Annotated in this window: 14 protein-coding genes and 1 pseudogene; 9 read left to right on the top strand and 6 right to left on the bottom strand. The window is 74.2% G+C overall.

The annotated features are described in order from the left end of the window. Nucleotides 1–145: 145 nt before the first annotated feature. The gene (locus ACW14Y_RS02815) at nt 146–928 is read right to left on the bottom strand and encodes a helix-turn-helix transcriptional regulator (RefSeq protein ID WP_402723703.1); all 783 of its coding nucleotides are present in this window, start codon (nt 926–928) and stop codon (nt 146–148) included. 165 nt (nt 929–1093) lie between these two features. Here ACW14Y_RS02815 and ACW14Y_RS02810 point away from each other — a divergent pair, with 165 nt between their 5' ends. Continuing rightward, nucleotides 1094–2590 (top strand): COG1470 family protein, encoded by a 1497-nt coding sequence (locus tag ACW14Y_RS02810; protein ID WP_456985741.1) that lies wholly within the window; start codon nt 1094–1096, stop codon nt 2588–2590. A gap of 309 nt (nt 2591–2899) precedes the next feature. On the opposite strand, the gene ACW14Y_RS02805 is transcribed toward ACW14Y_RS02810, so the two are convergent. Beyond that, nucleotides 2900–4642, bottom strand: a complete 1743-nt coding sequence (locus ACW14Y_RS02805) for an eCIS core domain-containing protein (RefSeq protein WP_456985740.1) — start codon at nt 4640–4642, stop codon at nt 2900–2902. Nucleotides 4643–4815: 173 nt separating this feature from the next. Between ACW14Y_RS02805 and ACW14Y_RS02800 the strand changes: the two are divergent. The 3 genes and pseudogenes from ACW14Y_RS02800 to ACW14Y_RS02790 form a co-directional block, all read left to right on the top strand. Continuing rightward, nucleotides 4816–5508: pseudogene (locus tag ACW14Y_RS02800) on the top strand (chloramphenicol phosphotransferase CPT family protein); the annotation flags it as partial. A 126-nt stretch (nt 5509–5634) separates the two neighbouring features. Continuing rightward, complete coding sequence (gene nadE, locus ACW14Y_RS02795) at nt 5635–6459, top strand: ammonia-dependent NAD(+) synthetase (RefSeq protein ID WP_380309638.1); 825 nt, start codon at nt 5635–5637, stop codon at nt 6457–6459. Between the two features lie 197 nt (nt 6460–6656). Then, a complete protein-coding gene (locus ACW14Y_RS02790; protein WP_456985739.1) occupies nt 6657–7361 on the top strand; it encodes a DUF1345 domain-containing protein in 705 nt (234 codons plus the stop codon). A 20-nt stretch (nt 7362–7381) separates the two neighbouring features. On the opposite strand, the gene ACW14Y_RS02785 is transcribed toward ACW14Y_RS02790, so the two are convergent. The 3 genes from ACW14Y_RS02785 to ACW14Y_RS02775 form a co-directional block, all read right to left on the bottom strand. Beyond that, the gene (locus ACW14Y_RS02785) at nt 7382–8704 is read right to left on the bottom strand and encodes a hypothetical protein (RefSeq protein ID WP_456985738.1); all 1323 of its coding nucleotides are present in this window, start codon (nt 8702–8704) and stop codon (nt 7382–7384) included. Between the two features lie 106 nt (nt 8705–8810). Then, nucleotides 8811–9497, bottom strand: a complete 687-nt coding sequence (locus tag ACW14Y_RS02780; RefSeq protein ID WP_456985737.1) for a hypothetical protein — start codon at nt 9495–9497, stop codon at nt 8811–8813. After that, nucleotides 9494–10744: a 2-isopropylmalate synthase gene (locus ACW14Y_RS02775; RefSeq protein WP_456985736.1), complete on the bottom strand. Its 1251-nt coding sequence runs from the start codon at nt 10742–10744 to the stop codon at nt 9494–9496. Before ACW14Y_RS02775 ends, ACW14Y_RS02780 begins: the two co-directional genes overlap by 4 nt. 278 nt (nt 10745–11022) lie before the next feature. On the opposite strand from ACW14Y_RS02775, the gene ACW14Y_RS02770 reads away from it, so the two are divergent. After that, nucleotides 11023–13887, top strand: a complete 2865-nt coding sequence (locus tag ACW14Y_RS02770) for an SdrD B-like domain-containing protein (protein WP_456985735.1) — start codon at nt 11023–11025, stop codon at nt 13885–13887. Nucleotides 13888–14078: 191 nt separating this feature from the next. Beyond that, nucleotides 14079–14996 carry a hypothetical protein gene (locus ACW14Y_RS02765; protein WP_380439640.1) on the top strand — a complete coding sequence of 306 codons (918 nt, stop codon included), beginning with the start codon at nt 14079–14081 and terminating at the stop codon, nt 14994–14996. A gap of 51 nt (nt 14997–15047) precedes the next feature. Here ACW14Y_RS02765 and ACW14Y_RS02760 read toward each other — a convergent pair whose 3' ends face one another. Continuing rightward, a complete protein-coding gene (locus ACW14Y_RS02760; RefSeq protein WP_456985734.1) occupies nt 15048–16355 on the bottom strand; it encodes a right-handed parallel beta-helix repeat-containing protein in 1308 nt (435 codons plus the stop codon). A 58-nt stretch (nt 16356–16413) separates the two neighbouring features. Between ACW14Y_RS02760 and ACW14Y_RS02755 the strand changes: the two genes are divergently transcribed. From ACW14Y_RS02755 to ACW14Y_RS02745, 3 genes are all read left to right on the top strand, one after another. Beyond that, on the top strand, nt 16414–17667 hold the full coding sequence (locus ACW14Y_RS02755) for a Dyp-type peroxidase (RefSeq protein ID WP_456985733.1): 1254 nt from the start codon (nt 16414–16416) through the stop codon (nt 17665–17667). Between the two features lie 120 nt (nt 17668–17787). Then, a complete protein-coding gene (locus ACW14Y_RS02750; RefSeq protein WP_456985732.1) occupies nt 17788–20130 on the top strand; it encodes a tetratricopeptide repeat protein in 2343 nt (780 codons plus the stop codon). A gap of 308 nt (nt 20131–20438) precedes the next feature. Then, complete coding sequence (locus tag ACW14Y_RS02745) at nt 20439–21716, top strand: WD40 repeat domain-containing protein (RefSeq protein WP_456985731.1); 1278 nt, start codon at nt 20439–20441, stop codon at nt 21714–21716. The last annotated feature ends 46 nt before the right edge of the window (nt 21717–21762 follow it).

The raw sequence follows: 21762 nt of genomic DNA, 5'->3' as shown, positions 1-21762 counted from the left end.
ACAGTCCGGTCCAGCATCCATGTCCGACGCTGCCACCCTGCCGGGACGCGGCCGCGTCCCGGCAGGGCCCCGGGGCCGTGCCCGGGGGAAGCACCGGCTGCGCTTTGGGGCAGCCCGGCCGGTCGGGTCGGATCGGCCCGTCCGGTCAGATCAGCCCGTTGCGCAGCGCGTAGCCGACGGCGTGGGAGCGGTTGCGCAACTGCAGCCGGGTGATGACCTCGTGCAGGACGTTCTTGACGGTCCGTTCGGAGTACGAGGTGTTGCGCGCGATCTCCGCGGTGTCCAGGCCCTCCGACACCAGGCGCAGCATGTCCGCCTCGCGCGGGGTCAGCGTGGACAGGGACGCGGCGTGCGGGTCGAGGGCCGACCGCTGCAGGCTGCCGACGTGGTCGAGGAGCTTCGCGAGCAGGTCGCCGGGCAGGACGCCCTCACCGTTCGCCATCGCCAGGACCAGCTTCAGCAGCCGGTCCTGGTCGGCCTCCGCGCGCCGCAGCACGGCGGTGACCCCGCACTCGATGGCGCGTTGCAGGGCGTCGCCCGAGTCGAAGGTGCCGACCACGAGCCCGGTGCGGGTGGCGGAGTTGTGGCGCAGCCGGTACAGCAGGGCGGTCGTCTCGTCGTCCACGCTGTCCACGGCGACGAGCGAGACCCGTGCCTCGTGCGCGTGGGCGTCGTCGACCAGTTCCACCTCGGGCCGCTGGCGCAGCTGTTGGACGATCCCGACGTGCAGGACCGGGTCCGAGGCGTACACGGCCACGGTGACCCGGCCGCCGGGCCCGCCGGCCGCCGCGTCCTGCGCGGCCCGGGCGTGGGCCGGGCCGTGGGCGGCCGGGCCGTGGGCCGGGGGGCGGCCCTGGGGCGGGACGCTCGGCCGTGCGGTGCCGGTGCCCGACGGGTGGACGGTGCCGATGAGGTCGGTGTGGAGCATGAGGCGTACCTGTTCCGTGATGCGTATGAGGGTGTCATGCGGGAGCCGAGGGCAACGAAGCCTCTGGACAGGGGAGTTGGGACGAGTTCTCGGGGGCACCGGGGCTGCCCGGGCCTTGCCCCCGCGCCCGTGGAGGCGGGCCGGGCGGCGGCGTAGCGTCGCGGCGTGACGACTCCAGCAGCCACTCCCAGCCCCGGGGCGACCGGCCTCGACATCCCGTCGGTGACGGTGACGCCGGGCGGTACCGCGACCACCAGCCTGACCGTTCGCAACGACGGCGACATCGTCGAGGCGTACCGCCTGGAAGTCGTCGGTGACTGTGCTGCCTGGACGACGGTCGAGCCCGACCGTGTCTCGCTCTACCCCGGCACCTCGGAAACGGTGACCATTCGCCTGGCGCCCCCGCGTTCGCCGCGGGTGCGGGCGGGCGAGGTGCCGCTGGCCGTACGGGTCCTGCCGGCCGAGCACCCCGAGGCGGTCAGGGTCCCCGAGACCACCGTGCGGGTCGAGGGATTCCGGCAGCTCCGGGCCCGGAGCGTGCCGGGGCGCCGCCGCGGCTGGCTGCGCGGACGCTACCGCCTCGCCGTCCACAACGAGGGCAACCGTCCGGTCCAGGTGGGATTCACGCCGGCCCAGCCCGGTGAGGACCTGAAGTTCGACCTCCGCCCCGCGGCTCCGAAGCTGGAGCCGGGCGAGTCGGTGGAGGTGGCGCTGCGGGTCCGCGCCGGGAAGCCGGTGTGGTTCGGGAAGCCGGTCACCTGGCCGTTCACGATCACCGTGGCGGAGACCGTCACGAAGGCCGGTACGGAGACCGTCGCGAAGGCCGGGGCGAAGGCCGGAACGGAGACCGTCGCGAAGGCCGGGGCGAAGGCCGGAACGGAGACCGTCGCGAAGGCCGGGGCCCGGGCCGAGGACGCCGGGGCGGACGCGGGTGAGGACGACCGGGAACGGCCGCGGCCGGAGGCCGAGTTCGTCCAGATACCGATCTTCCCGACCTGGCTGCTGGCGGTCCTGGCGGCCGTCCTCGCGCTGCTGCTGGCCTGGTTCCTGCTGGTGCGTCCCGCCGTGCGCAGCACCGCCAAGGAGGCCGCCGACCAGGCGGTCCAGCAGCAGGCGACCGCCAGCGAGGCGCCGCTCGTCGGCCGGACCCCGGCGGCGGGCTCCGGGCAGCAGCCGAGCCCCGGTCAGCCGGGCTCCGGCGTCGGGAGCACCCCGTCCGGCGCGGGCGCGGGCGGCACCGGAACGGGATCGGGAACCGGAACCGGCACGGGAACGGGAACGGGCGGCGGGGCCGGATCGGGGGCCGGGCAGCAGAGTTCGGCCACCATCGACCAGGCGACGGCCACCGGGGAGACCAAGGTCGGCACCTACACCGTTCCCGTGGGCAAGGCGTTCGGCATCACGGACATCGTTGTCGCCAACTTCCAGGGCGACGAGGGCGTCGTGACGATCGGTTTCGGCGACCGCAAGATCACGACGATCGCGCTGGAGACGTTCCGTAACCAGGACTACCACTGGGTCACCCCCATCAGGATCACTGAGAACCAGACCGTGACGGTCCAGGTGACCTGTGCGAAACCGGGCACTCCGGCCACTGGCGTCCAGGCCCAGGAGTGCCACGAGGTCCTCAACGTGAGTGGCGTGTTGAGCGACCTCAGGTGAACAGATGCCGTACGCATCGTCTGTCAGGTTGTGCCGTGAGAAAAGGTGAGCCTGCGTCATTCCGGCCGAAAAACGACGGTTCGGATGCCGGGAGGGCGTCCTGCTCGTGACCGTACATCCTCATTCCGGCGGCTCTGGGCGGCTCCGGCCCGTCGTTCGAATGTGAACCTGACGATCATTCAAATAAGGCCGGATCCGATCCATCCCGGCACCCGCCCGACCGTTCGGGCGCCCACGAGGCAGGACAGCAGCCGTCCCAGGAGTGTCGGCGAGTACCGAGGGCCGGCCCTCGTCGTATGCCGGTACGCGTCACGAACCGGTGCGCGTGCGGGCCGAGTCGCCGGCCAGCGACCGGTCGTGCCGGTACGCCTCCTCCGCCCAGCTCGCGAGGTCGCGCAGCTCGGCCTTGAGCTCGTCCCAGGTCTTCATCAGCGAGCCCATGGTCCGGATCTCGAAGGGGACCATCATGGCGCCCTCCTCCTCGTGCGGGGCGATCTGGTTCATGCCGCCGAACACGCTCTGCTGGGGGATCTGGGGGACGCCCTTCAGCGTCGACTCGGCGAAGGAGAGGAGGGAGACCGGGAGGCCGTCGATCTCCCGGGTGGCCTCGTCGCGGAACTCCAGGTTCGCGCCGCCGTCGCCGGGATCCTCCTGGAACTGTGCGAGCAGGTCGACGATCACCTCGCTGTTGGCCGACAGGAAGTCCTGGAACCCGGGGTCGAGGAGCGCGCGGACGTCCGTGAGCTGCGAGCGGGACAGCACGACCGTCAGGTTCTTGATCTGGCCCCGGTCCTCGTCCTGCGCGAGGTAGTCGGCCATGGCCGCGACCTGCATGAAGAACAGCTGGCTGTAGCCGTCCAGGGCGTCCGTCTCCAGCCGCTTGCGCTTGCGCACCGACTCCTGCCCCTGCTCGTACCGGGCCACGACCTGCGCGGCGAAGGTCCTCGACTGCGAGAGCCGGAACCGGGCGCGGGGGAGCGGCGCGCCCGGGGCCTGGGGAGCGGCCTCCCGGAGGTGGTCGAAGAACATCGGCATCCCGGCCAGCGGCACACCGACCGAGTAGTGGACGAACAGCCCGTCGCCCATGCCCTGGGCGCCGGCGTAGTTCGGGAAGTCGAGGTCCGGGGCGATCCGGGCGTCCTCCCCCGCGGGCAGGATCTCCAGTTGCAGGCCCATGCCCGCCAGCGGGGTCTTCCCGGTCCGCTGGTAGAACGCCTCGCGCACCGCCCTGATCTCGTCGACCATCTGTTCGAGGGTCTCCGGCCCGGACTCGCCGGCGGTGCCGACGACCGCGACCGCTCCGGTCACGAACTCCAGGTTCGAGTAGGCGGCGCCGTCGTTCAACGACCGCGAGTCGGAGACCAGCTTGAAGTCGGCCGCGGTGCTCTGGGCCAGGTCGGTGTCGCCCTCGTACTTCTCGCCCCTGGAGTTCTCGACGGGCATGTCGATCTCCGTCTCGAACCCCAGCTTCCGCTGCACGGCGGGCTCGGCGGCCCCCGCGGCGTGACCCGGTTCCGCCCGCTGCGCCGCCTCCGCCCGCTGCACCGCCTCCGGCCCGCGGGCCGGGCGTGCCATCACCCGTCGCGCGTTGGCCTCGGCCTCGCGCTCGAAGGAGTCCCGGGGATCGCTGACCCGCAGTCCGTCGCCCCGGTCGGTACCGGCGACGGCCCCCTTCCGCTGCTGGATCACATGGGTCAGCTCGTGCGCGAGGGTGTGTTTGTCGCCGCCGCCGTGCCCGATGACGACGTCCCGGCCGGACGTGTAGGCGCGCGCGCCGATCTCGGCGGCCGACCGCTGGGCGGCCGCGCCGGTGTGCAGCCGCACGTCGGAGAAGTCCGCCCCGAGGCGCCCCTCCATCTCCGCGCGCACCGCCCCCTGCAACGGCCGCCCGCCGCCCCGCAGGACCTCGTGCACGCCGGACCGCTGGACCTGGTCCGGGCCCTGCTCCTCCCGGCCGCCCCGCGCCATCCGGGCCACGACCGCGTTCCCGATGCTCCGCTGCAGCTCACGAGCCTGCTCCGGGGACATCACCTCCGCCACGGGCCCGCTCACCCGCGTCTCCCGGGCCCTGCGGTCACCTCCGTCGGCCCGCTCGCCGCCGTTCCCCCTGCGATCGTCCGCCCTCGCGCGCACTGGCCCTCCCACTCGCCCACCACTGTCCTTGCCTTCCTCCCTACACCGCCGGTACCCGCCGCTCCCACCCCCGAAAGTGCACCGTTCGGGCCGTGCTCCCTGCCCGACCCGGACGATCCCGGGCCCGCCGGTCGGTCGACCGCGGAGAACCAGCGGTCGGGCGGTCGGGGTCGAGGTCGGGACCGGACTCGGCGGTGGCGGTGGTGCGTGCGTGGTCGCTCCGGCGCTGCGCGTGGGAGGCTCCGCGTGGGAGGCTGCGCCCTGTGCGTACCCAGGTGATCGTCCTCAACGGGGGCTCCAGTTCCGGCAAGACCACCCTCGCCCGGACCCTCCAGAACCTTCTGCCCGACCCGTGGCTCGCCTTCAGCGTCGACACCCTCGTCGACGCCCTGCCCACCCGGCTGCGGGACGGCACCGACGGAGCCGACGGCATCGCCGCCGACACCGACACCGTCACCGTCGGCGACACCTTCCGGCTGCTCGACACCGCCTGGGCCCACGGCCTCGCCGCCATGGCCCGGGCCGGCGCCCGGATCGTCGTCGACGACGTCTTCCTCGGCGGCCCGGCCTCCCAGCAGCGCTGGCGGGACGCCCTGGACGGCCTGGCCGTCCTCTGGGTCGGCGTCCACTGCGCCCCCGGGACCGCCGCCGCCCGCGAGGCCGCCCGCGGCGACCGCCCGGCGGGGATGGCGGCCGCCCAGGCGCTCGCCGTGCACCGGGGCATCGGCTACGACCTGACGGTCGACACCGGCACGCACCCGACCGCGTGGTGCGCGGCGCTGGTCGCGGCCCGGGTGGAGGGAACGTCGGGGGAGGGAGTGTCGGGGGAGGTCACGGGCGGTCCGGGGGCTCCTCTAGAGTTGGGGGCCGGTCCGGTGACGAGGGCCGGTGGGTCTAGTGAGGAGCAGGTCGTGAGCGACGCGGCGGCTGTGCAGCGGGAGATCGCGCGGGAACTCCAGGTGGAGTCGGAGTTCGACGCGGAGGTGGAGATCGAGCGGCGGGTGGCGTTCCTGGCGGAGCGGCTGACCTCGACCGGACTGCGGTCGCTGGTGCTCGGGATCAGCGGCGGCGTGGACTCGACGACGGCGGGCCGGCTGTGCCAGCTGGCGGTGGAGCGGGCGCGGGCGGCCGGGCACGAGGCGACGTTCTACGCGATGCGCCTGCCGTACGGCACGCAGGCGGACGAGGCGGACGCCCAGCTCGCGCTGGGGTTCATCCGTGCGGACCAGGTGCTCACGGTCGACGTGAAGGCGGCGAGCGACGCGGCCCTGGCCGCGGTGCTGGCGGGCGGGACGCGGTTCCGGGACGCGCACCACGAGGACTTCGTGCAGGGCAACATCAAGGCCCGGCAGCGGATGATCGCCCAGTACGCGGTGGCCGGCGCGCACGACGGCCTGGTGGTGGGCACCGACCACGCGGCGGAGGCGGTGTCGGGCTTCTTCACCAAGTTCGGCGACGGCGCGGCGGACGTGGTCCCGCTGACCGGGCTGACCAAGCGCCGGGTGCGCGCCGTGGCGGACGCGCTGGGCGCGCCGGCCGCGCTGGTCTGGAAGACGCCGACCGCCGACCTGGAGACGCTGAGTCCGGGACTGCCGGACGAGGACGCGCTCGGCGTGACCTACGACGACATCGACGACTTCCTGGAGGGCAAGCCGGTGGCGGAGGAGGCGTTCGCGACGATCGTCCGCCGGTACCGGCTCACCGAGCACAAGCGGCAGCTGCCGATCGCGCCCTGACAGCTCGGCGGACGGAACGGAGGGCGGCCCGGAGTGCGGCGAGGATCTCGTCGATGCTCTCCGGGCCGACCCCCGGCGGGACGCGCGGTCAGCTGTCGACGGCCTCGCGTGCCAGGACCCGCCTACCGGGACCGAGGGTGCCCGGCCCCTTACACTGGCGGCCCGCCCCGCCCGCGCCCTTCCGGAGGATCCCGCCGGTGCACTCCTGGCTCTCCGAACGCCGCCGCTCGGCCGCGAGCCTGCTGGTCGCGGCCGTCGCGGCGGCCGTGCTCGTCCTGCTGCTCGCGCTCCACGAGGGGCCGGCGCCGCTCTCCGGGGCGGATGTCGCCGTGCTGGTGCTGTTCGCCTATCTGTCGGCCTATCTGACCGCCACCCTGGTGGCCTTCGCCGGCGCCTCGCCGGAGCGGATCCGGGACTGGGCGCGGCGCTCCGAACGCGGCACCGTCGTGCAGCGCTACCTCCTCGGCAGCGCCCCGGGGCCGGGGGTGTCGGTCTTCGTCGCGGCGGCCGCGCTGGTGGTGTCCCTGGTCTGGCGCCCCGGCCACCTGGGGTCGGCGCTCCCGGTCGGCGTTCGGGTGGCGATCGCGCTGGCCCTGGTGGTCGAGGCCTGGGTGTGCGTGCTCGTCTCCTTCGCCGTCGCCTTCCACGCCGACAACCTGGTGGAGGACGAGCGGGCGCTGGAGTTCCCGGGCAGCGGCAGCGGCAGCGGTGCCGGGGCGGAGTCCGCCGTCTGGGCCGACTACATGTACTTCGCCGTGTCCGTCATGACCACCTTCGGCACCACCGACGTCAACGTGACCTCCCGGGAGATGCGGCGCACGGTGGCGGCCAACGCCGTCATCGCCTTCGTCTTCAACACGGTGACGGTGGCGAGCCTGGTCTCGGCACTGGACCGGGGGTAAGCCCCTCGGACGGTGGCGAATCAGCGGGCGGTGAGCCGCCAGCCGCAGTGGCGCGGGTCGCGGACGACCACCACACAGCCTCCCGTCGGCCCGTCGGGGAGCAGCCCCGGCCAGCCGGTGGTGGAGACGGGGCTGAACCACCCGGGGCGGGGCAGACCCAACCGGTCGCGGACGACGAGCCGTTCCCGGGTGCCGGTCCAGCGGACCACCTCCGACCCGCGACCGGTCAGCCGTTCGTCGAAGGCGCGCAGTCCGTCCAGCGGGGCCGGTTCCAGCAGCCATCGGCCCTCGCCCCGCACGGTCACCACCTCGGGGTGGCCCGCCGCACCGACCAGCAGCGCCCCGCACCACTCCTGCCTGCGGCGGCTGCGGGCGGCCCCGTACGCGGTGTCCACCACGAGCGGGTGGCCCGGCCCGGGCGGGAGGCGGACGTGCAGGACGGCGGGCGGGCCGTCGTAGCGGAGCAGTTCGTCGCCGGAGCCCTCGGTCGGGCCGGTCAGTGACCGGCTCGGCCCGTCCGGTCGTAGGGTCATCCGCCAGGCCGCGCGTCGGTACCCCACCTCGACGCCGATCCGGTCGAGGGCGTGGTCCTCCGGGCCGGCCCAGAGCGGGACCCGCAGTGGTTCCGCGTCGGCGGCAACCCGGTGCCTGCCGAGCTCCCGGCCGGTCCCGTCCACCACCGTCATGTGGCAGGACTCGAATTCCGCCACCAGTTCCAGCACCGCCGGCTGTCCCGGGTGCGGCCGGTCGAAGTACTCGGTGGTGGGGCCGAAGCCCTGCCGTGTCAGAGGGGTCGGGGTCAGGAGGTCGGTCGGGGCGGCCTTGAGGAACCAGAAGCCGCCGCACTCGACAACCACGAGTTGCGGTCGGTCGAGCACGAATCCGCCCCACGGGGTGGCGCCGGAAGTCAAGTGGACCTCGTCCACGACCACGGTCGGCGGGCCGTCCGGGCCGTCGGGGTAGCGCACCACCCGCAGGACGCCATTGGTGTCCTCGATATGGCTCACCACCGCCCGCGCGGTCCCGCGGCGGTGTTCCAGGATCCGTGGTCCGAAGCCGCGGGTGTGCGTACCCAAGTCGTCGATGCTGTCCGGGGCGTGGATCCGCAGGGTCCACCGTGCCTCCGAGTCGACGGCCACCCGACGGACGGCCCACTGGCGTCCCGGCGGGAGCAGCAGCGCGGCGTGCCCCCGCCCCTCGACCGTGTCGTGTCCGCGCGCCGGGCCCGGCCCGGCCGCCCTGAGCGTGATCCGCGTCCTGGACTCCGTCTCCACCGTGACCAGTACCAGCCGGGCGGGATCCGGGAGGTCCAGCTCGACCTCGGCCCGTCCCCGCCCCGACACCGCCCGACGCTCCAACGCGCTCACCCCCGTCGGAAGTCTCCCCGACGGCTGCCGGGGCGCACCAGTCCCCGGCAGCCGTCGGCGCGCGCCGGTCCCCGACGGTCCGTCACCGTCCGTGGCCGCGCCGGAGTCGGGCCAGGTACTGCTCGGGGTCGGCGAAGGCGCGGTCCTGGGCGCCGTGCCGGTGGAGGCCGAGCCGGCCGTCCGGGTGCAGGCGGACGGTGGTGGTGGCGGCCCTGCCCGCTCCTCCGGGGACGTCGTGGTGGTCGTCGGGCCCGGGGGAGCGGAGGACGGGCACGTCGGGCGGGAACATCGCGAGGGCCTCGGCGGGTCCGGGTGCCGGGTTGTGGCCGGTCCGGTTGGCGCTGCTGACGTACAGCACCGGGAAGGCGTCCAGCAGGCCGGCCAGCGGCTGCCAGCGGGCGCCGAACAGCAGCGTCCAGCCGTCCTGGGTGGCCGGTGCCAGCCAGGGCGGCGCCTGCTCGGGGCGGCGTACGGGGGCCAGCACGGTGAGGTGCTCCTCGGCGAGCAGCCGCCGGGCCAGCCGCAGCGCGTCCGGGCCGAGGTCGAGCCGCTCGGTCAGCGCGTCCAGGGTCCGCGGGTGGTGGGCCCAGAGTGCGACGGCCTGCTCCGCCGGGCGCTGCTTCGCGGTGTTGACGGCGTCGGGCCGGACGGCGGCGACGACGCAGGTCAGCGGGGCGGGGTTGGGCAGCACCACGGCCCGCCCCCGGGCCAGGGCGGCGCGGACGGCCGGGAGTTCGGACAGTTCGCGGGCGGGCGGCGTCGGCGTCACGGGGTGTCCTCGGTGGTGGTGGGGGCGAGGCCGTCCAGATAGGCGGCGAACAGCTCCTCGTCGACGACGGCCCGGCCGGTGCGGAACGCCCGGCGCTTCACCCAGGCCGTGGCCGCGCGGGCCCCGGCGGCGTCCAGCCGGTGGCCGAGCCGCTCGGCGACCGCCGTGACGACCCGCGCGCTCGCCAACTGGGTGAGCACGATCGTGGGTTCGACCCCGAGCAGGGCCGCCGGGTCGTAGGGCTGGAACAGATCGGGGTCGACGAAGGGCGTGCCGGTGGAGATGGTGGCGACCCCGGTGCCGACCACCGGGGTGGTGACCGTCAGCGGTACCCCGGTCTGCTCCGAGACCAGCGCGGCGATGCCCGGCAGCCGGGTGAGGTCCGGTGCCCGCCACCACAGTTCGGCGGCGCGCCCGTCGGCGCCGAGCAGGGCCGCCGCGCGCTCCGGGTCGTGGGCGAGCAGGAACAGCAACTGCTCGGTGGCGACCAGCCCGGAGCGCTCGGCCAGGCCGAGCCACGAACTGGCCACCACCCGGGCGCCGTGACGCACGGCCTGGACGGTGTTGGCGAGCCCGAGGCCGAGGTCGTTGTGCAGGTGCGAGCCCAGCACCACCCCGGGCCCGGCCGCGGCGGTCACCCGGTCGAACATCTCGGCCGTCTCGCCCGGGAGTTGGCGCCCGACGGTGTCGGCGAGGAGCACCGTGCCGGCCCCGGCGGCGGTGAAGTCGCCCGCCGCTTCGGCCATCAGGCCGTGGTCGGCCCGGGAGGCGTCGGCCAGGCACAGGTCTATCGCCACGCCTCCGTCCAGGTCGCGTGCCCTCTTCACCAGGTCCGTGCCGTGCGCGAGCGCCTCGCGGGCGCCCCGGTGCGTCATCACCCGGGCCATCGCCTCGGAGGCCGGGACGACGGCCAGTATCCGGGCGTGCGCGACGCCGCGGACCGAGGCGACCGCCTGCCGGACGTCGGCCTCGGTGCCCCGGCAGACGGCCGCGGCCGAAACCTGCCCCTCGGTCTCGACGGCGACCCGCCGTACCGCCTCGAACTCCTCGGCGCACACGGCGGGGAATCCGGCGGCGAACACCACATGGCGCGGGCCGTCCGCGCCGAACACCGCGCCGTGCTCCCGGGCGAGCCGCACCCGGAAGCCGCCCGGCATCAACGTCTTGGCCTGTGCGCCGTCGCGCGCCGACTCCTCCCACACCACCAGGCGTCCGGCCGCCGCCGACTCCCGCACGATGTCCCGCATCGGTGATCCCCTCTCGTCCGGACCGCACCCGGTACCGGGCGCGTGTCGGGGGCGCGGGCGGCCGCAACTCGTGCGCCTGCGTGCGCTCCCGGCAGCCATAATTGACGATCCATCAGGCAGGATGCGGCAGAACATCTGATGGAACGTCAAAGTTCCTGGTTCTCCTGCGAACTTCCATAAGCCCCCTTTAAGCTCCCCTTACCAACGGCGGCTTTCCGCCATACGCGACTCTCATTCGAGGTCGGGGCGGCAGGCCCAACTCCACCATGAGAGCAGGGATGACAACGACACGTGCACAGGAGCCGGGCGCCGTTCGCGGCCCGGAACGACGACGGCCGGGGGTGCCCGGCCGCCGGACCCTCGGCGGAGCGGCGGCGCTGGCCGTCGGCATCGGCGCGGTCTCGCTGGTGGCCGCGCCGCAGGCCTTCCCGCAGGCGGGGGACGGCACCGTGACGGTCCGCGTGGTGCGGGCCGTCGACACCACCGGGGTGTGGACGCCCGCGCTGGAACCCGGGCTGGCCGGAGTCAGGGTGACCCTCACCGACGACGCCGGCGCGAGCATCGAGGGCACCACGGCGGCGGACGGCACGGTGACCCTGGCGCCGGCCGCGGCCAAGCCGACCGGCGGCAAGTACCGCGTCCAGGTGGTGAATCCGAAGCCCGGCAAGCTCTACCCGGCCTTTGCCTCCCGGCAGGGCCTGACCGGCGCGCCCAACCAGCTGAGCAGCAACGAGGAGTTCGTCGACCTCTCCGGCGGCAAGAACGTCTCCTACACCACCGGGCTGTGGAGCCCCGGCGACTACTGCCAGAAGAACGCCCCGCTGGTCTCGGCCTGCCAGCCCACCACGCGCGAGGGCGGGGCGCAGCGCACGCTGCTGTCCTTCCCGTACAGCGCGCGCGGCCAGGAGGGCGTGGACGTCGACGCCACCGACCTCGCCACCAACGCCGACACCGGCACCCTGTTCGGCATCGCCTGGAACCGGGCGGACCGCCGGCTGTTCTCCTCCGCCGTCGCCAAGCGCACCACGGACTACGGCCCCGGCGGCGCGGGCGCGATCTACGTGACCGACCTGGCCACGAAGACCACGAAGCTCTTCACCACCGTCCCGAACGCCGGCGCGACCGCCCACGGCGGCGGCACCGACGACGGGTTCCTGGCGGTGCCGGGCAAGGAGAGCCTCGGCGGCATCAAGATCACCGACGACGGCAAGGACCTCTTCGTCGTCAACCTCAACGACCGCAAGCTCTACCGCTACGACGCCACCGGGCCCACGGCCGCCGCGCCGAAGGCCAGTTACCCGATCCCCGACCCCGGCTGTCCGGCGGCCGTGGACTGGCGGCCGTTCGGCCTCGGCCTGCAGGACGGCACCGGCTACCTCGGCGGCGTCTGCTCGGGCGAGTCCACCGGCAAGGTCTCCGACCTGCGCGCGGTCGTGCTGCCGTTCGACCTCGGCACCGGCGCCTTCGCGGGGGCGGTGCTCACGCAGCCGCTGGACTACCCGCGCCAGAGCACCGTCGGCGGCGGGCCCTGCGACGGGGCGGGCTGGTTCCCGTGGACCAACACCTATCCGACCTCGCAGAACGGCAACCCCTGCGGTGCCAGCACCATCGCCAACCCCGAGCCGGAGTTGGGCGAGATCGCCTTCGAGACCGACGGCTCGATGCTGCTGTCCTTCCGGGACCGCTTCGGCGACCGCGCCCCGGCCGGACCGACGCCGGGCTCCGTCGCCGTCGTCATGTCGGGCGGTGACCTCAACAAGGCCTGCCCGGTCAACGGCAGCTACGTGATGGACACCAACAACGGCTGCGGGCTGTCCCCCCGGGGCACCCGGTTCTTCGACACCAGCTGGGGCGGCCACCGCAACACGGCCTTCGCCGGCATGGCCTTCTCCAAGGTCGAGAACACCATCGCGACCTCCGCGTTCGACCCCAACCACACCGCCTACGGCTACGGCACCTCCTTCCTCCAGCGGAACGGCCAGCAGGACCCGAAGTTCGGCCTGCGGCTCAACCCGGCGGGGACGGCTGCGCCGTTCGGCAAGGGCGCCTCGATGGGCGACCTCGAAGTGCTCTGCGACCAGGCCCCGCTCCAGATCGGCAACCGGGTCTGGTACGACCCCGAGCGCTCCGGCCTCCAACTGCCGGGCCAGCGCCCGGTGCCGGGGGCCACGGTCAACCTGTACGACGGGTCGGGGAAGCTCGTCGGCACCACGAAGACCACCGCGCGCGGCGAGTACTACTTCGACGACTCCAACGTCACCGGCGGCCTCAAGCCGCGCACCAAGTACACCGTCAAGCTCGACAACCCGGCCGACTACGCCAAGGACGGCCCCCTGTACCAGTGGGTGCCCACCACCGCGGACGTCGGCGACAACCACTTCGTCGACTCCAAGGGCGTCGTCCCGGCGGGCGGGCAGTACGTCGAACGGGCCCTCACCACCGGCGGACCGGGGGAGAACGACCACACCTACGACTTCGGGTTCCGGCAGCAGGAGGGCGTGCTGCGCCTGGTCAAGAACGACCAGGACGGCAAGCCGCTGGCGGGCGCGAAGTTCCGGCTGTGGAAGGACACCAACGGTACCGACGGGCTGCAGAGCACCGGCGACAAGCCCGACACGGCGGTGGGCGACCCGTGCACGACCGGGGCCGACGGCATCTGCCAGGGCACCGGCACGTTCGGGACGTACTACTGGCAGGAGACCAGCCCGCCGGACGGCTACTCGGCGCCGGAGGTGACGGTGTTCGGCCCGCTGAAGCTGACCACCGACAACCTCGCCACCGGGGTCTCGGTGACGGCCGTCAACAAGCTGATCCCGACGCCCACGCCCACGCCCACCCCGACGCCGACGGTCACCCCGACCCCGACCCCGACGTCCACGCCGAGCCCGACGGCGACGCCCACCCCGACGGACACGCCGACCCCGGCGCCCACCGTGGTGACGCCGCCCCAGACCTGGCCGCCGGTGCAGCCGGGCCCGGCCGTGCCGCCGCCCGCCCCGCCGGCTCCGGCCCCCGGATCGCACCTGCCCAGCACCGGTGCGAGCGAGGGCATCCCGGTGATGCTGGCCGGCGCGGGAACGCTGACGCTGCTCGGCGCGGCGCTCCTGCTGCTGTCCCGCCGACGTCGGGCGCGGCACCAGTAGGAGAGCGGTACCAGCAGTAGTGGCACAGCCCGGGTGGCGGCCCTGACGGGCCGTCGCCGAGCGGGCGGGTCCAGGACCTCCGGGTCCGCGGGCCCGCCCGCTCACGCACGCACGCAGCTACGCACCGGCCCGCGCCCGCGCACCGGCGCACCGGCAGACCGGCCGGCCGACCGACGAGAGAAGGAACCCGTATGGCCCGGACGACCCCGGCCCGGAACCCGGAGGCCGCGAAGCAGGCGTCGACGACGGGGGAGCCCGGGAGGGCGAAGACCTCCGCGAAGGCTCGGCCGGGGAAGGACGACCCCGGGCGGCGGACGCCCCGGACCGCGCCGGACGGCAGCCCCGGACCGGGCCCGCGCCGCCGCACCGTCCGCCTCAGGATCCTCGCCGCCCTGGTGGCGGTCGCCGCCGCCGTCGGCGGAACGGTCGCCTACCGGACCGCCACCGCCGGCACCGGCGAACGTCCGGTCACCGTCGACGAGGCCTCCCGGCTGGCCCTGTCACGGCTCAACCTGTTCCAGGCCAGCCCGGTCGCGCTCACCCTGACCGCCGCCGAGGGCGGCGACGTCACCGTGCGGGTCGAGGGCGTGGTGGACTACCGCGTCCGCCGGGGCGTCGGCCGCTACCGGGTCACCGGCGCGAGCGGCCCGCTCGACCACGGCCTGGTGGTGTGGGACGCGGGCGGCCTCGGGCTCGCCCCCGAACCCGCCGGGGTCGACGGCCCGGCCTGGGAGCAGGCCGAACGCGTCCCCCGGCAGGGCTGGTCCCCCCGCTCCTACACCGCCGACCCGCTGGACGCCGGGCTCCAACTGGTCGTCCAGCTCGGCGCCGACCGGCCCGACAACCCGCTGCTGCTCGCGCAGTCCGGGGCCCGCCGGCTCGGCGGGGAGCGGCTGGACGGCCGGGACTACGACCGGTTCGCCGGCCCGCGCGCCCAGGGCGCCGCCCCCGACGGCGAGCGCTCGCCGCTGACCTACTGGGTGGACGGCGACGGCGGCCTGCGGCGGGTCACCATGCGGATGCCCGGCCTGGGCACGCCGACCGCGGTGGAGTTCTCCGGGCAGGACGGCGGGGCCAAGCTGCCCGAAGCCCCCTGGCTCACCGGCTGACCGTCGCCACCCCCGCGGGTGCCGACCGCGCCACCCCGTCGGGCTCCTGCCTCACCCCGCCGGGCGCGGCGGGAGCGAGCCGGCGTCCGTCGGCAGCGGGTACGCCGCCGGGTCCACCGGCCCCGGCAGCCCGGTCGCCGGACGGGCCGGCGCCGCCGGGTCGACCCGGGACGGCAACGCGGGCGGGGCCGCCACCTGGCTGAACGGCACCCCCGGCGGTGCCTGCACCGGCGCCGGACGCCCGGCGGCCAGCGGCCCGCGCCCCTGGCCGCCGCAGGGTGCCGCCGCCTCCAGTCCGTCCGGACTCTGGGTACCGGGCCGGTTGCCGGTGAAGCAGTTGCCGGGATCGGTCGAGGCGAGCACGAGGTCCGCGCCGTTGCCGTCCACCTGGTTGCCCTCGACCCGGTTGCCGCTCGCCGGGTGGCCCGCCGGATCGGTGACGACCACCCCGGCCGCGCGGTTGCCCCGGACGAGGTTGCGCTCCACCCGGTTCGCCGTCCCGCCGCCGATCCCGATCCCGATGCCGAAGCCCCCGTCCGCCTGCTGCGGGGTGTCGGCGGCGTTGTTGTCGACGACCACGTTGCCCGCGATCACCGCGCCGTGCTGCGGCGCCAGCGCCTCCAGGTCGTTGGAGTTCACCGTGACGCCCACCCGGTTCCCGGCCACCCGGTTGCCCAGGATCGACAGGCCGTCGGAGGCGTTGGTCAGCTCGACCCCGACCGCGTTGCGCTCCACCGTGTTGCCGCGCACCAAGGTGTCGCAGGGCTTGCACTGGCCGACGTAGATGCCGGAGTCGGCGTGCCCGGAGGCGTAGGAGTCCTCGATCACGCCGCCGCGCGCGTCGAACGCGTAGATGCCGTACAGGCCGTTGTTGTACGCCGTCACCGCGGTCGCCCGGAAGCCCTGGACGGGCGGGAAGCGGGCGGTGTCCAGCGGGTCGTAGGCCGAGCCGCCCGCGCCGCGCTGTTGCAGCTTCTCGTCGGTGACGCCGGTGAACAGCACGCCGTTGGCCAGGTAGTGGTGCACGGTGAGGTTCTCCACCACCGAGCCCGGGCCGGTGACGGTGATGCCGTTGGCCAGCTTGAGCCCGCCGTCGAGGACCACGGTGGAGCGGTCGGTCCCGCGCAGCACCAGGTTGCTCCTGGCGACGCGCACGCTCTCGCGGTAGGTGCCGGGGCCGATCAGCACCGTGTCGCCGTCGCGCGCGACGTCCACGGCCCGCTGGACGGTGGGGAAGTCCTCCGGCACCCGGACCACGGTCCCGGCCGGGTGCGCGGCGTCGCCGGAGTCCGAACCGCTGGAGGAGCACCCGGTGGTCGTCCCGGCGGCCAGCGCCGCCACCACCACCCCGAGAGTCAACTGACGAACACGAAACGTGATTTGCATAGGACGTGTTCTATCGTCTCCAATAGGGCGCATGCCCACCGAACCGGAGAACGCGCCGCCGTCGGATCCGCCCGCCGGTTCGCCCCCCGGTCCGCTTGCGAGCGCTCCCGGACGGCGCCGGGCCCTGCTGACGGCCGGGGCGGTGCTGGCCGCCGGCCTCGGCGCGGCGGTCGGTGAACTCGCCCACGGCGGCTCCCTGTTCGGCGGTTCTACCGGCTCGGGCCGGACCCCTGACGCCGCGCCGCCGGCCGAGGCCGCGATCCCCTTCCACGGGGCGCGCCAGTCCGGCCTGACCAGCCCTCAACTCCCTTCGACCAGACTGCTCGCCTTCGACCTCCCGCCGAACTCCCCGGCCGCCGAACGGGCTTCCCTGCGCACCCTGCTCACCGACTGGACCGGTCTGCTCTCCGCCACGGCGGCCGGGACGCCCCCGGACCCCCGACTGCGCGGTGACGACGGCCCGCCCCGCACCGCCTCACTGGTCGGCCTCGGACCGGCCCTCGCCGCCAGGCTGGCCCTCGCCGTCCCCGGCGGACTGGCCGAGCCGCCCGCGTTCCCCGGCGACCGCCTCGACCCCGCGCGCGGCGGCGGCGACCTGCTGCTCCAGCTCTCCGCCGCGGACCCCTGGACGCTCGCCGTCCTCACCGAACTCGCCGATGCGGCCGCCCGGTCCGCCGGTGCCGTGCCCCGCTGGTCGCAGTCCGGCTTCCTGCCCCCGACCCGTCCGGGCGCCACCCCGCGCAACCTGTTCGGCTTCAAGGACGGCACCGCCAATCCGGACGAGGACGCCGCCCGCCAGTGGGTCTGGGGCCCGCCCGGCCCGCACGAGAACGCCACCGTGCTGGTCTACCGGCGGATCCGGATGGACACCGCCGCCTTCGCCGCCCTCCCCGCGGAACGGCAGGAGGCCGCGATGGGCCGCCGCGCCGCCGACGGTGCTCCGCTGACCGGCACCGCCGAGCACGACGAGCCCGACCTCTACGCCAAGCACCCGGACGGCGCCTACGTCATCCCGGCCACCGCCCACGTCCGGCTCACCGGCCCCCGCCTCGACGGCGGCGCCCGGATGCTCCGGCGCGGCTACGGCTACGACGACGCTCCGGACGACCGGGGGCTGCTCTTCGCCGCCTTCGTGCGCGACACGGCCCAGTTCACCCGCGTCCAGAGCCGTCTGGCCGAACGCGACGCCCTCAACCCCTTCCTCACCCACACCGCCTCCGCCGTCGCCTACGTCCTGCCGGGTGCCCCGCCCGGCACCGTCCTCGGCGCACAGCTGCTCGGCTGACGCTCCGGCACGGGTTTCGCCGGGGGGTCCGGCGGGGATCTCGCCGTTCTCCGGTCGACGAGTCGCCGGTGCGCCAGGATGTAGGCCGACGAACATGCGTGTCGGGGTTGGGAGTTGTGAGTGGCCGGCGAGCAGGAACAGACGGGCGGCGCGGTCGGCCGGGCGGACAACCGGCTGACTGGCGGCACCGTGCACGGCCACGTCGTCCAGGCGGGCCGCGCCGACATCACCCTGAGGATGTCCGACCCGGCCGCACCGGCCGCCGTGGCGGTGACCGTCGCCCCGCCCCTGGGGCTGCGCGACCCCGGCCGCCCACTGCGCGGCCGCGAGGAGACCCTGGAACGCCTGGAGGCCGAACTCGCCGCCGAACCGGGCGCGGAGGGCCGGCTGCTGGCCCTGTGCGGGATGGGCGGCTGCGGCAAGACCGCCATCGCCCTGGAGATCGCCGCCCGCCGGAGCGCCGCCGGCGGCCGGGTGTGGTGGGTCGAGGCGCGCAACGGGCCCGCCCTGGAGGCCGCCCTGCGCGCCGTCGCCCGCCAGGCCGGTGCGACACAGGAGGAGTTGGAGCGCGGCGACACCGCCGACCTCCTCTGGTCCAGGCTGGCCCGCCTGGACACGCCGTGGCTGCTGGTCGTCGACAACGCCGACGACCCCGCCCTGCTGGACGGCCCCGGCTCGCTCAGCGCCGGTACCGGGTGGATCCGGCCCGCCACCGGCCCCGGCGCCGTGCTGGTCACCACGCGCGACAGCACCCGGGCCACCTGGGGCCAGGTCGCCCGGCTCCACCTGCTGCGGCCGCTGACCGGCGGCCGGCTCGACGCCGCCGCCCGGATCCTGCGCGACCACGCCCCCGCGAGCGCCGGCACCCCCGCCGAGGCGCACGCGCTCGCGGCCCGCCTGGGCGGCCTCCCGCTCGCCCTGCGGCTGGCCGGCACCTACCTCGACCAGGCGAACCGCACCCCGCCGCCGTTCCGGGCCCCCGCCACCCCGACCACCTACACCGGCTACCTGCGGGCCTGGGAGGACGGCCTGGACCGGCTGGACCAGGGTCAAGCCCTCGCCCGGACCTGGGCGATGTCCGTCGCCCTGCTCGAACAGCGCGGCCACGGCCATGCCCGGGCCCTGCTCGAACTCCTCGCCGCCTTCGCCGACGCCGACCTCCCGTACACCCACCTCCTCACCCCCGACCGCCTCACCGAGGCCGGACCGCTGGCTGCCCTGGACGGCCCGGCGATCTGGCAGCACCTCACGGCCCTCGCGGGGCTGGGCCTGGTCGAGTTGTTGGAACCGGTGCCTGGTGTCCCCGCGGTGCTGCGGATGCATCCCCTGGTGCGGGACGCCTCGCGCACGCCCGGGACGGTGCCTGTCGCCACCGGAATTTTGACCGCGACGGCGCATGCCGACGAGTTCGAGGATGTGATGGACTCCGAGGTCACGGCCGCCCTTCGGTCGCTCGTCCCGCTCATCATGGACGCCTTCGAGCAGGCCGACCTCGCAGGCCTCGACGAGTCGGCCTTGGTGGAGCTCACTCTGGCCGTAAATGTGGCTGGCCGTCAGCTGCTGATCGACGGTCTCCACGCCCAGGCTCGGTCGGTGTTCGAAGCCTTGCGCGCCGCCGAGTGCGAATATGTCGAACCCGCTCACCCCTACACCTTCATCACTCGGCACAACCTCGCCGTGGCTCTGCGCGAGTTGGGAGAACTGTCCCTCGCCCGGGCGGAGTTCGAGGTGGTTCTCGAAGCCCGGCGGGCCCTTCGCGGTGACACGCATGTCGCGACGCTCAATACCCGTCACGAGCTGGCCTCAGTTCTCCGTGACCAGGGGGAAGTCGACTCGGCCCGGACCGAGTTCGAGGCAGTGCTGGCCGTTCGGCGGCGCGAGCTGGGGGACAGCGACCCGAGTACCCTCGCCACTCGGCACGAGCTTGCCTGCCTGCTGCGCGCACAGGGCGAACTGGATTTGGCCCGAGCTGAGTTGGAGGCGGCGCTCGCCGTCGCGCGACAGCGGGTCGGTGAGACCCACCCCAGCTGTCTCGTCACCCGTCACGAACTCGCGCGGACCCTGCATGTACAGGGTGAACTGGCCATGGCCCGTGCAGAGTACGAAGCCGTCATAGCCGCCTGGCGACAGCAGTTCCCGGACCACCATCCCCACCTGCTGGCCACCCGGTACAGTCGCGCCCTGGTCCTGCGTGACCAGGGGGAGTTGGCGCAGGCCCGGGCGGAGTTCGAGACGGTCCTCGCCGTCGAGCGGGAGCGGCTGGGCGCCATACACCCCAACACTCTCGTCACCCGGTACAGCCGCGCCCTGGTTCTTCGCGATCAGGGCGACCTGACGCAGGCCCGCGTGGAGCTGGAAGCGGTCCTCGCTGTAGAGACCGAGCGACTGGGACCCGACCACCACAACACGCAGATCACCCGCCGGGCCCTGGACGACGTCCTGCGGTTGCTCGAAGGACGCTAGGGCTCTGACCGCACAGGTTCGCCGCGTTGGACGTGATGGCGGTGGGACGTGCGGTGACGTCCGATCCGACCGCTGGACGTGCGGTGGCCGAGCCTGTCCGTGTGCGCAGACCGACCCACCAGGAAGGGCAGAAACTGCAGCAGATCGTCCGCCACTGCAGTTCGCGTTCGCTGCGAGCCGGCGCCCCGATCCACGTGATCCTCGACATCCGAAGCGAGAAAGGCATCCGCCGGGGCGGACGGCCTCTCAGGAGCGCAGCTTGATCCGACCTGGCGGACCTGTCCGGCCGCATCACTAGAGTCTCGGCCATGAGGGACGACGTTCATATGACCGCTTCGGCATCGGATCCGTCGGGGGCGGAAGGGTGGTGGACGGACCTGCCATGGCTGGTGAACGCTGATCCGGAGCGGGTTCTGGGGTTGCCGGCTTCCGAGGCGGATGCTGATGCGCGACTGATGGCTGCGGTTTATCGGGCGTCGGTGGACGTACACCGGGACGCGCCACCGTGGGCGCGGCGGCAGCTGCTGGCCCTGGACGCGGCTCGGTACGGGGACCGGGAGTTGTCGGCACGGATTGCCGCCGTGTCAGTGGAGGGTGTCGACACCGAGCCATGGCAGGTGCTGTGGTCCACCGGCGCGCGGAGTGACCCGGGCTTCCGGACGAACCCGTCCGGTCACACCGGCGGTGTTGACGCGGTGGTGACAACCGTCCTGGACGGCCGCCACGTCGTGATCACCGGCAGCAAGGACCAGACGGTCAGGGTGCGGGACCTTGAGACCGGCCGACCGGTCGGCGGGCCCATGAGCGACCTCGACGGCAGAGTGTGGGCGGTGGCGACGGAGGTCGTGGACGGTCGGCCGTGCGTCGTCACGGCCAGCGACTGGGCGGTACTCGCGTGGGACCTGGCCACCCGTCGGCAGACGGGCGAGCTGCCGGGGATCAACGGTGAGGTGTGGTGTCTGGCCACGGCTGTCGTCCGGGGGCGACCGTGTGCGCTCGCCAGCGACGACGACGTGTCCGTGCGGGTCTGGGATCTGGCCGGTGGGGAACAGGTCGGCGAGCTCACCGGACACGACGACTTCCTGATGGCCGTCGACACGCTGGTGATCGATGACAGGCCCCATGCGGTGGGCTGTACGAGCGGTGGCAAGGTCTGGTGGTGGGACCTGACCACCGGACAACCGGTCGGGGAGCCCCTGCCGGGCCACGACGGCGAGGCATGGGCGGTCGCGACAGCGGTCGTCGGCGGCAGAGCCCACGCGATCACGGCAGGTTACGACGCCACCGTGCGCGTGTGGGACCTGGTCATGGGACGGGAAGTCGGCAGGCTGGTCGGCCACGAAGGCACCGTGTCCGCAGTGGTGACCGCGGTGATCGGTGGAGAACTCCGGGTCGTCACCGGTGGTTCGGACGGAACGGTGTGCCTGTGGGAGCCGGCCGCCGGGCGGCAGATCGGCCGGGAGCTGGTGTTTCCCGCGCCGGTCCATGCGCTGACCGTGACCCCGGAAGGCTCGCTCGTGGTGGGCTTCGGCGGCGACGTCGCGGTCCTCTCCCTGCATGCCGTCCCTGACTCCACTCGGCCGTGAGCCGTTGGTGCTGTGACCGGACGCATGCTGGTTCCGCGCCGGCGGT

This window comes from Kitasatospora sp. cg17-2 (genome assembly GCF_054031055.1).
The sequence above is the reverse complement of the archived record's forward strand: the minus strand, read 5'-3'. Positions and strand labels throughout refer to the sequence as shown.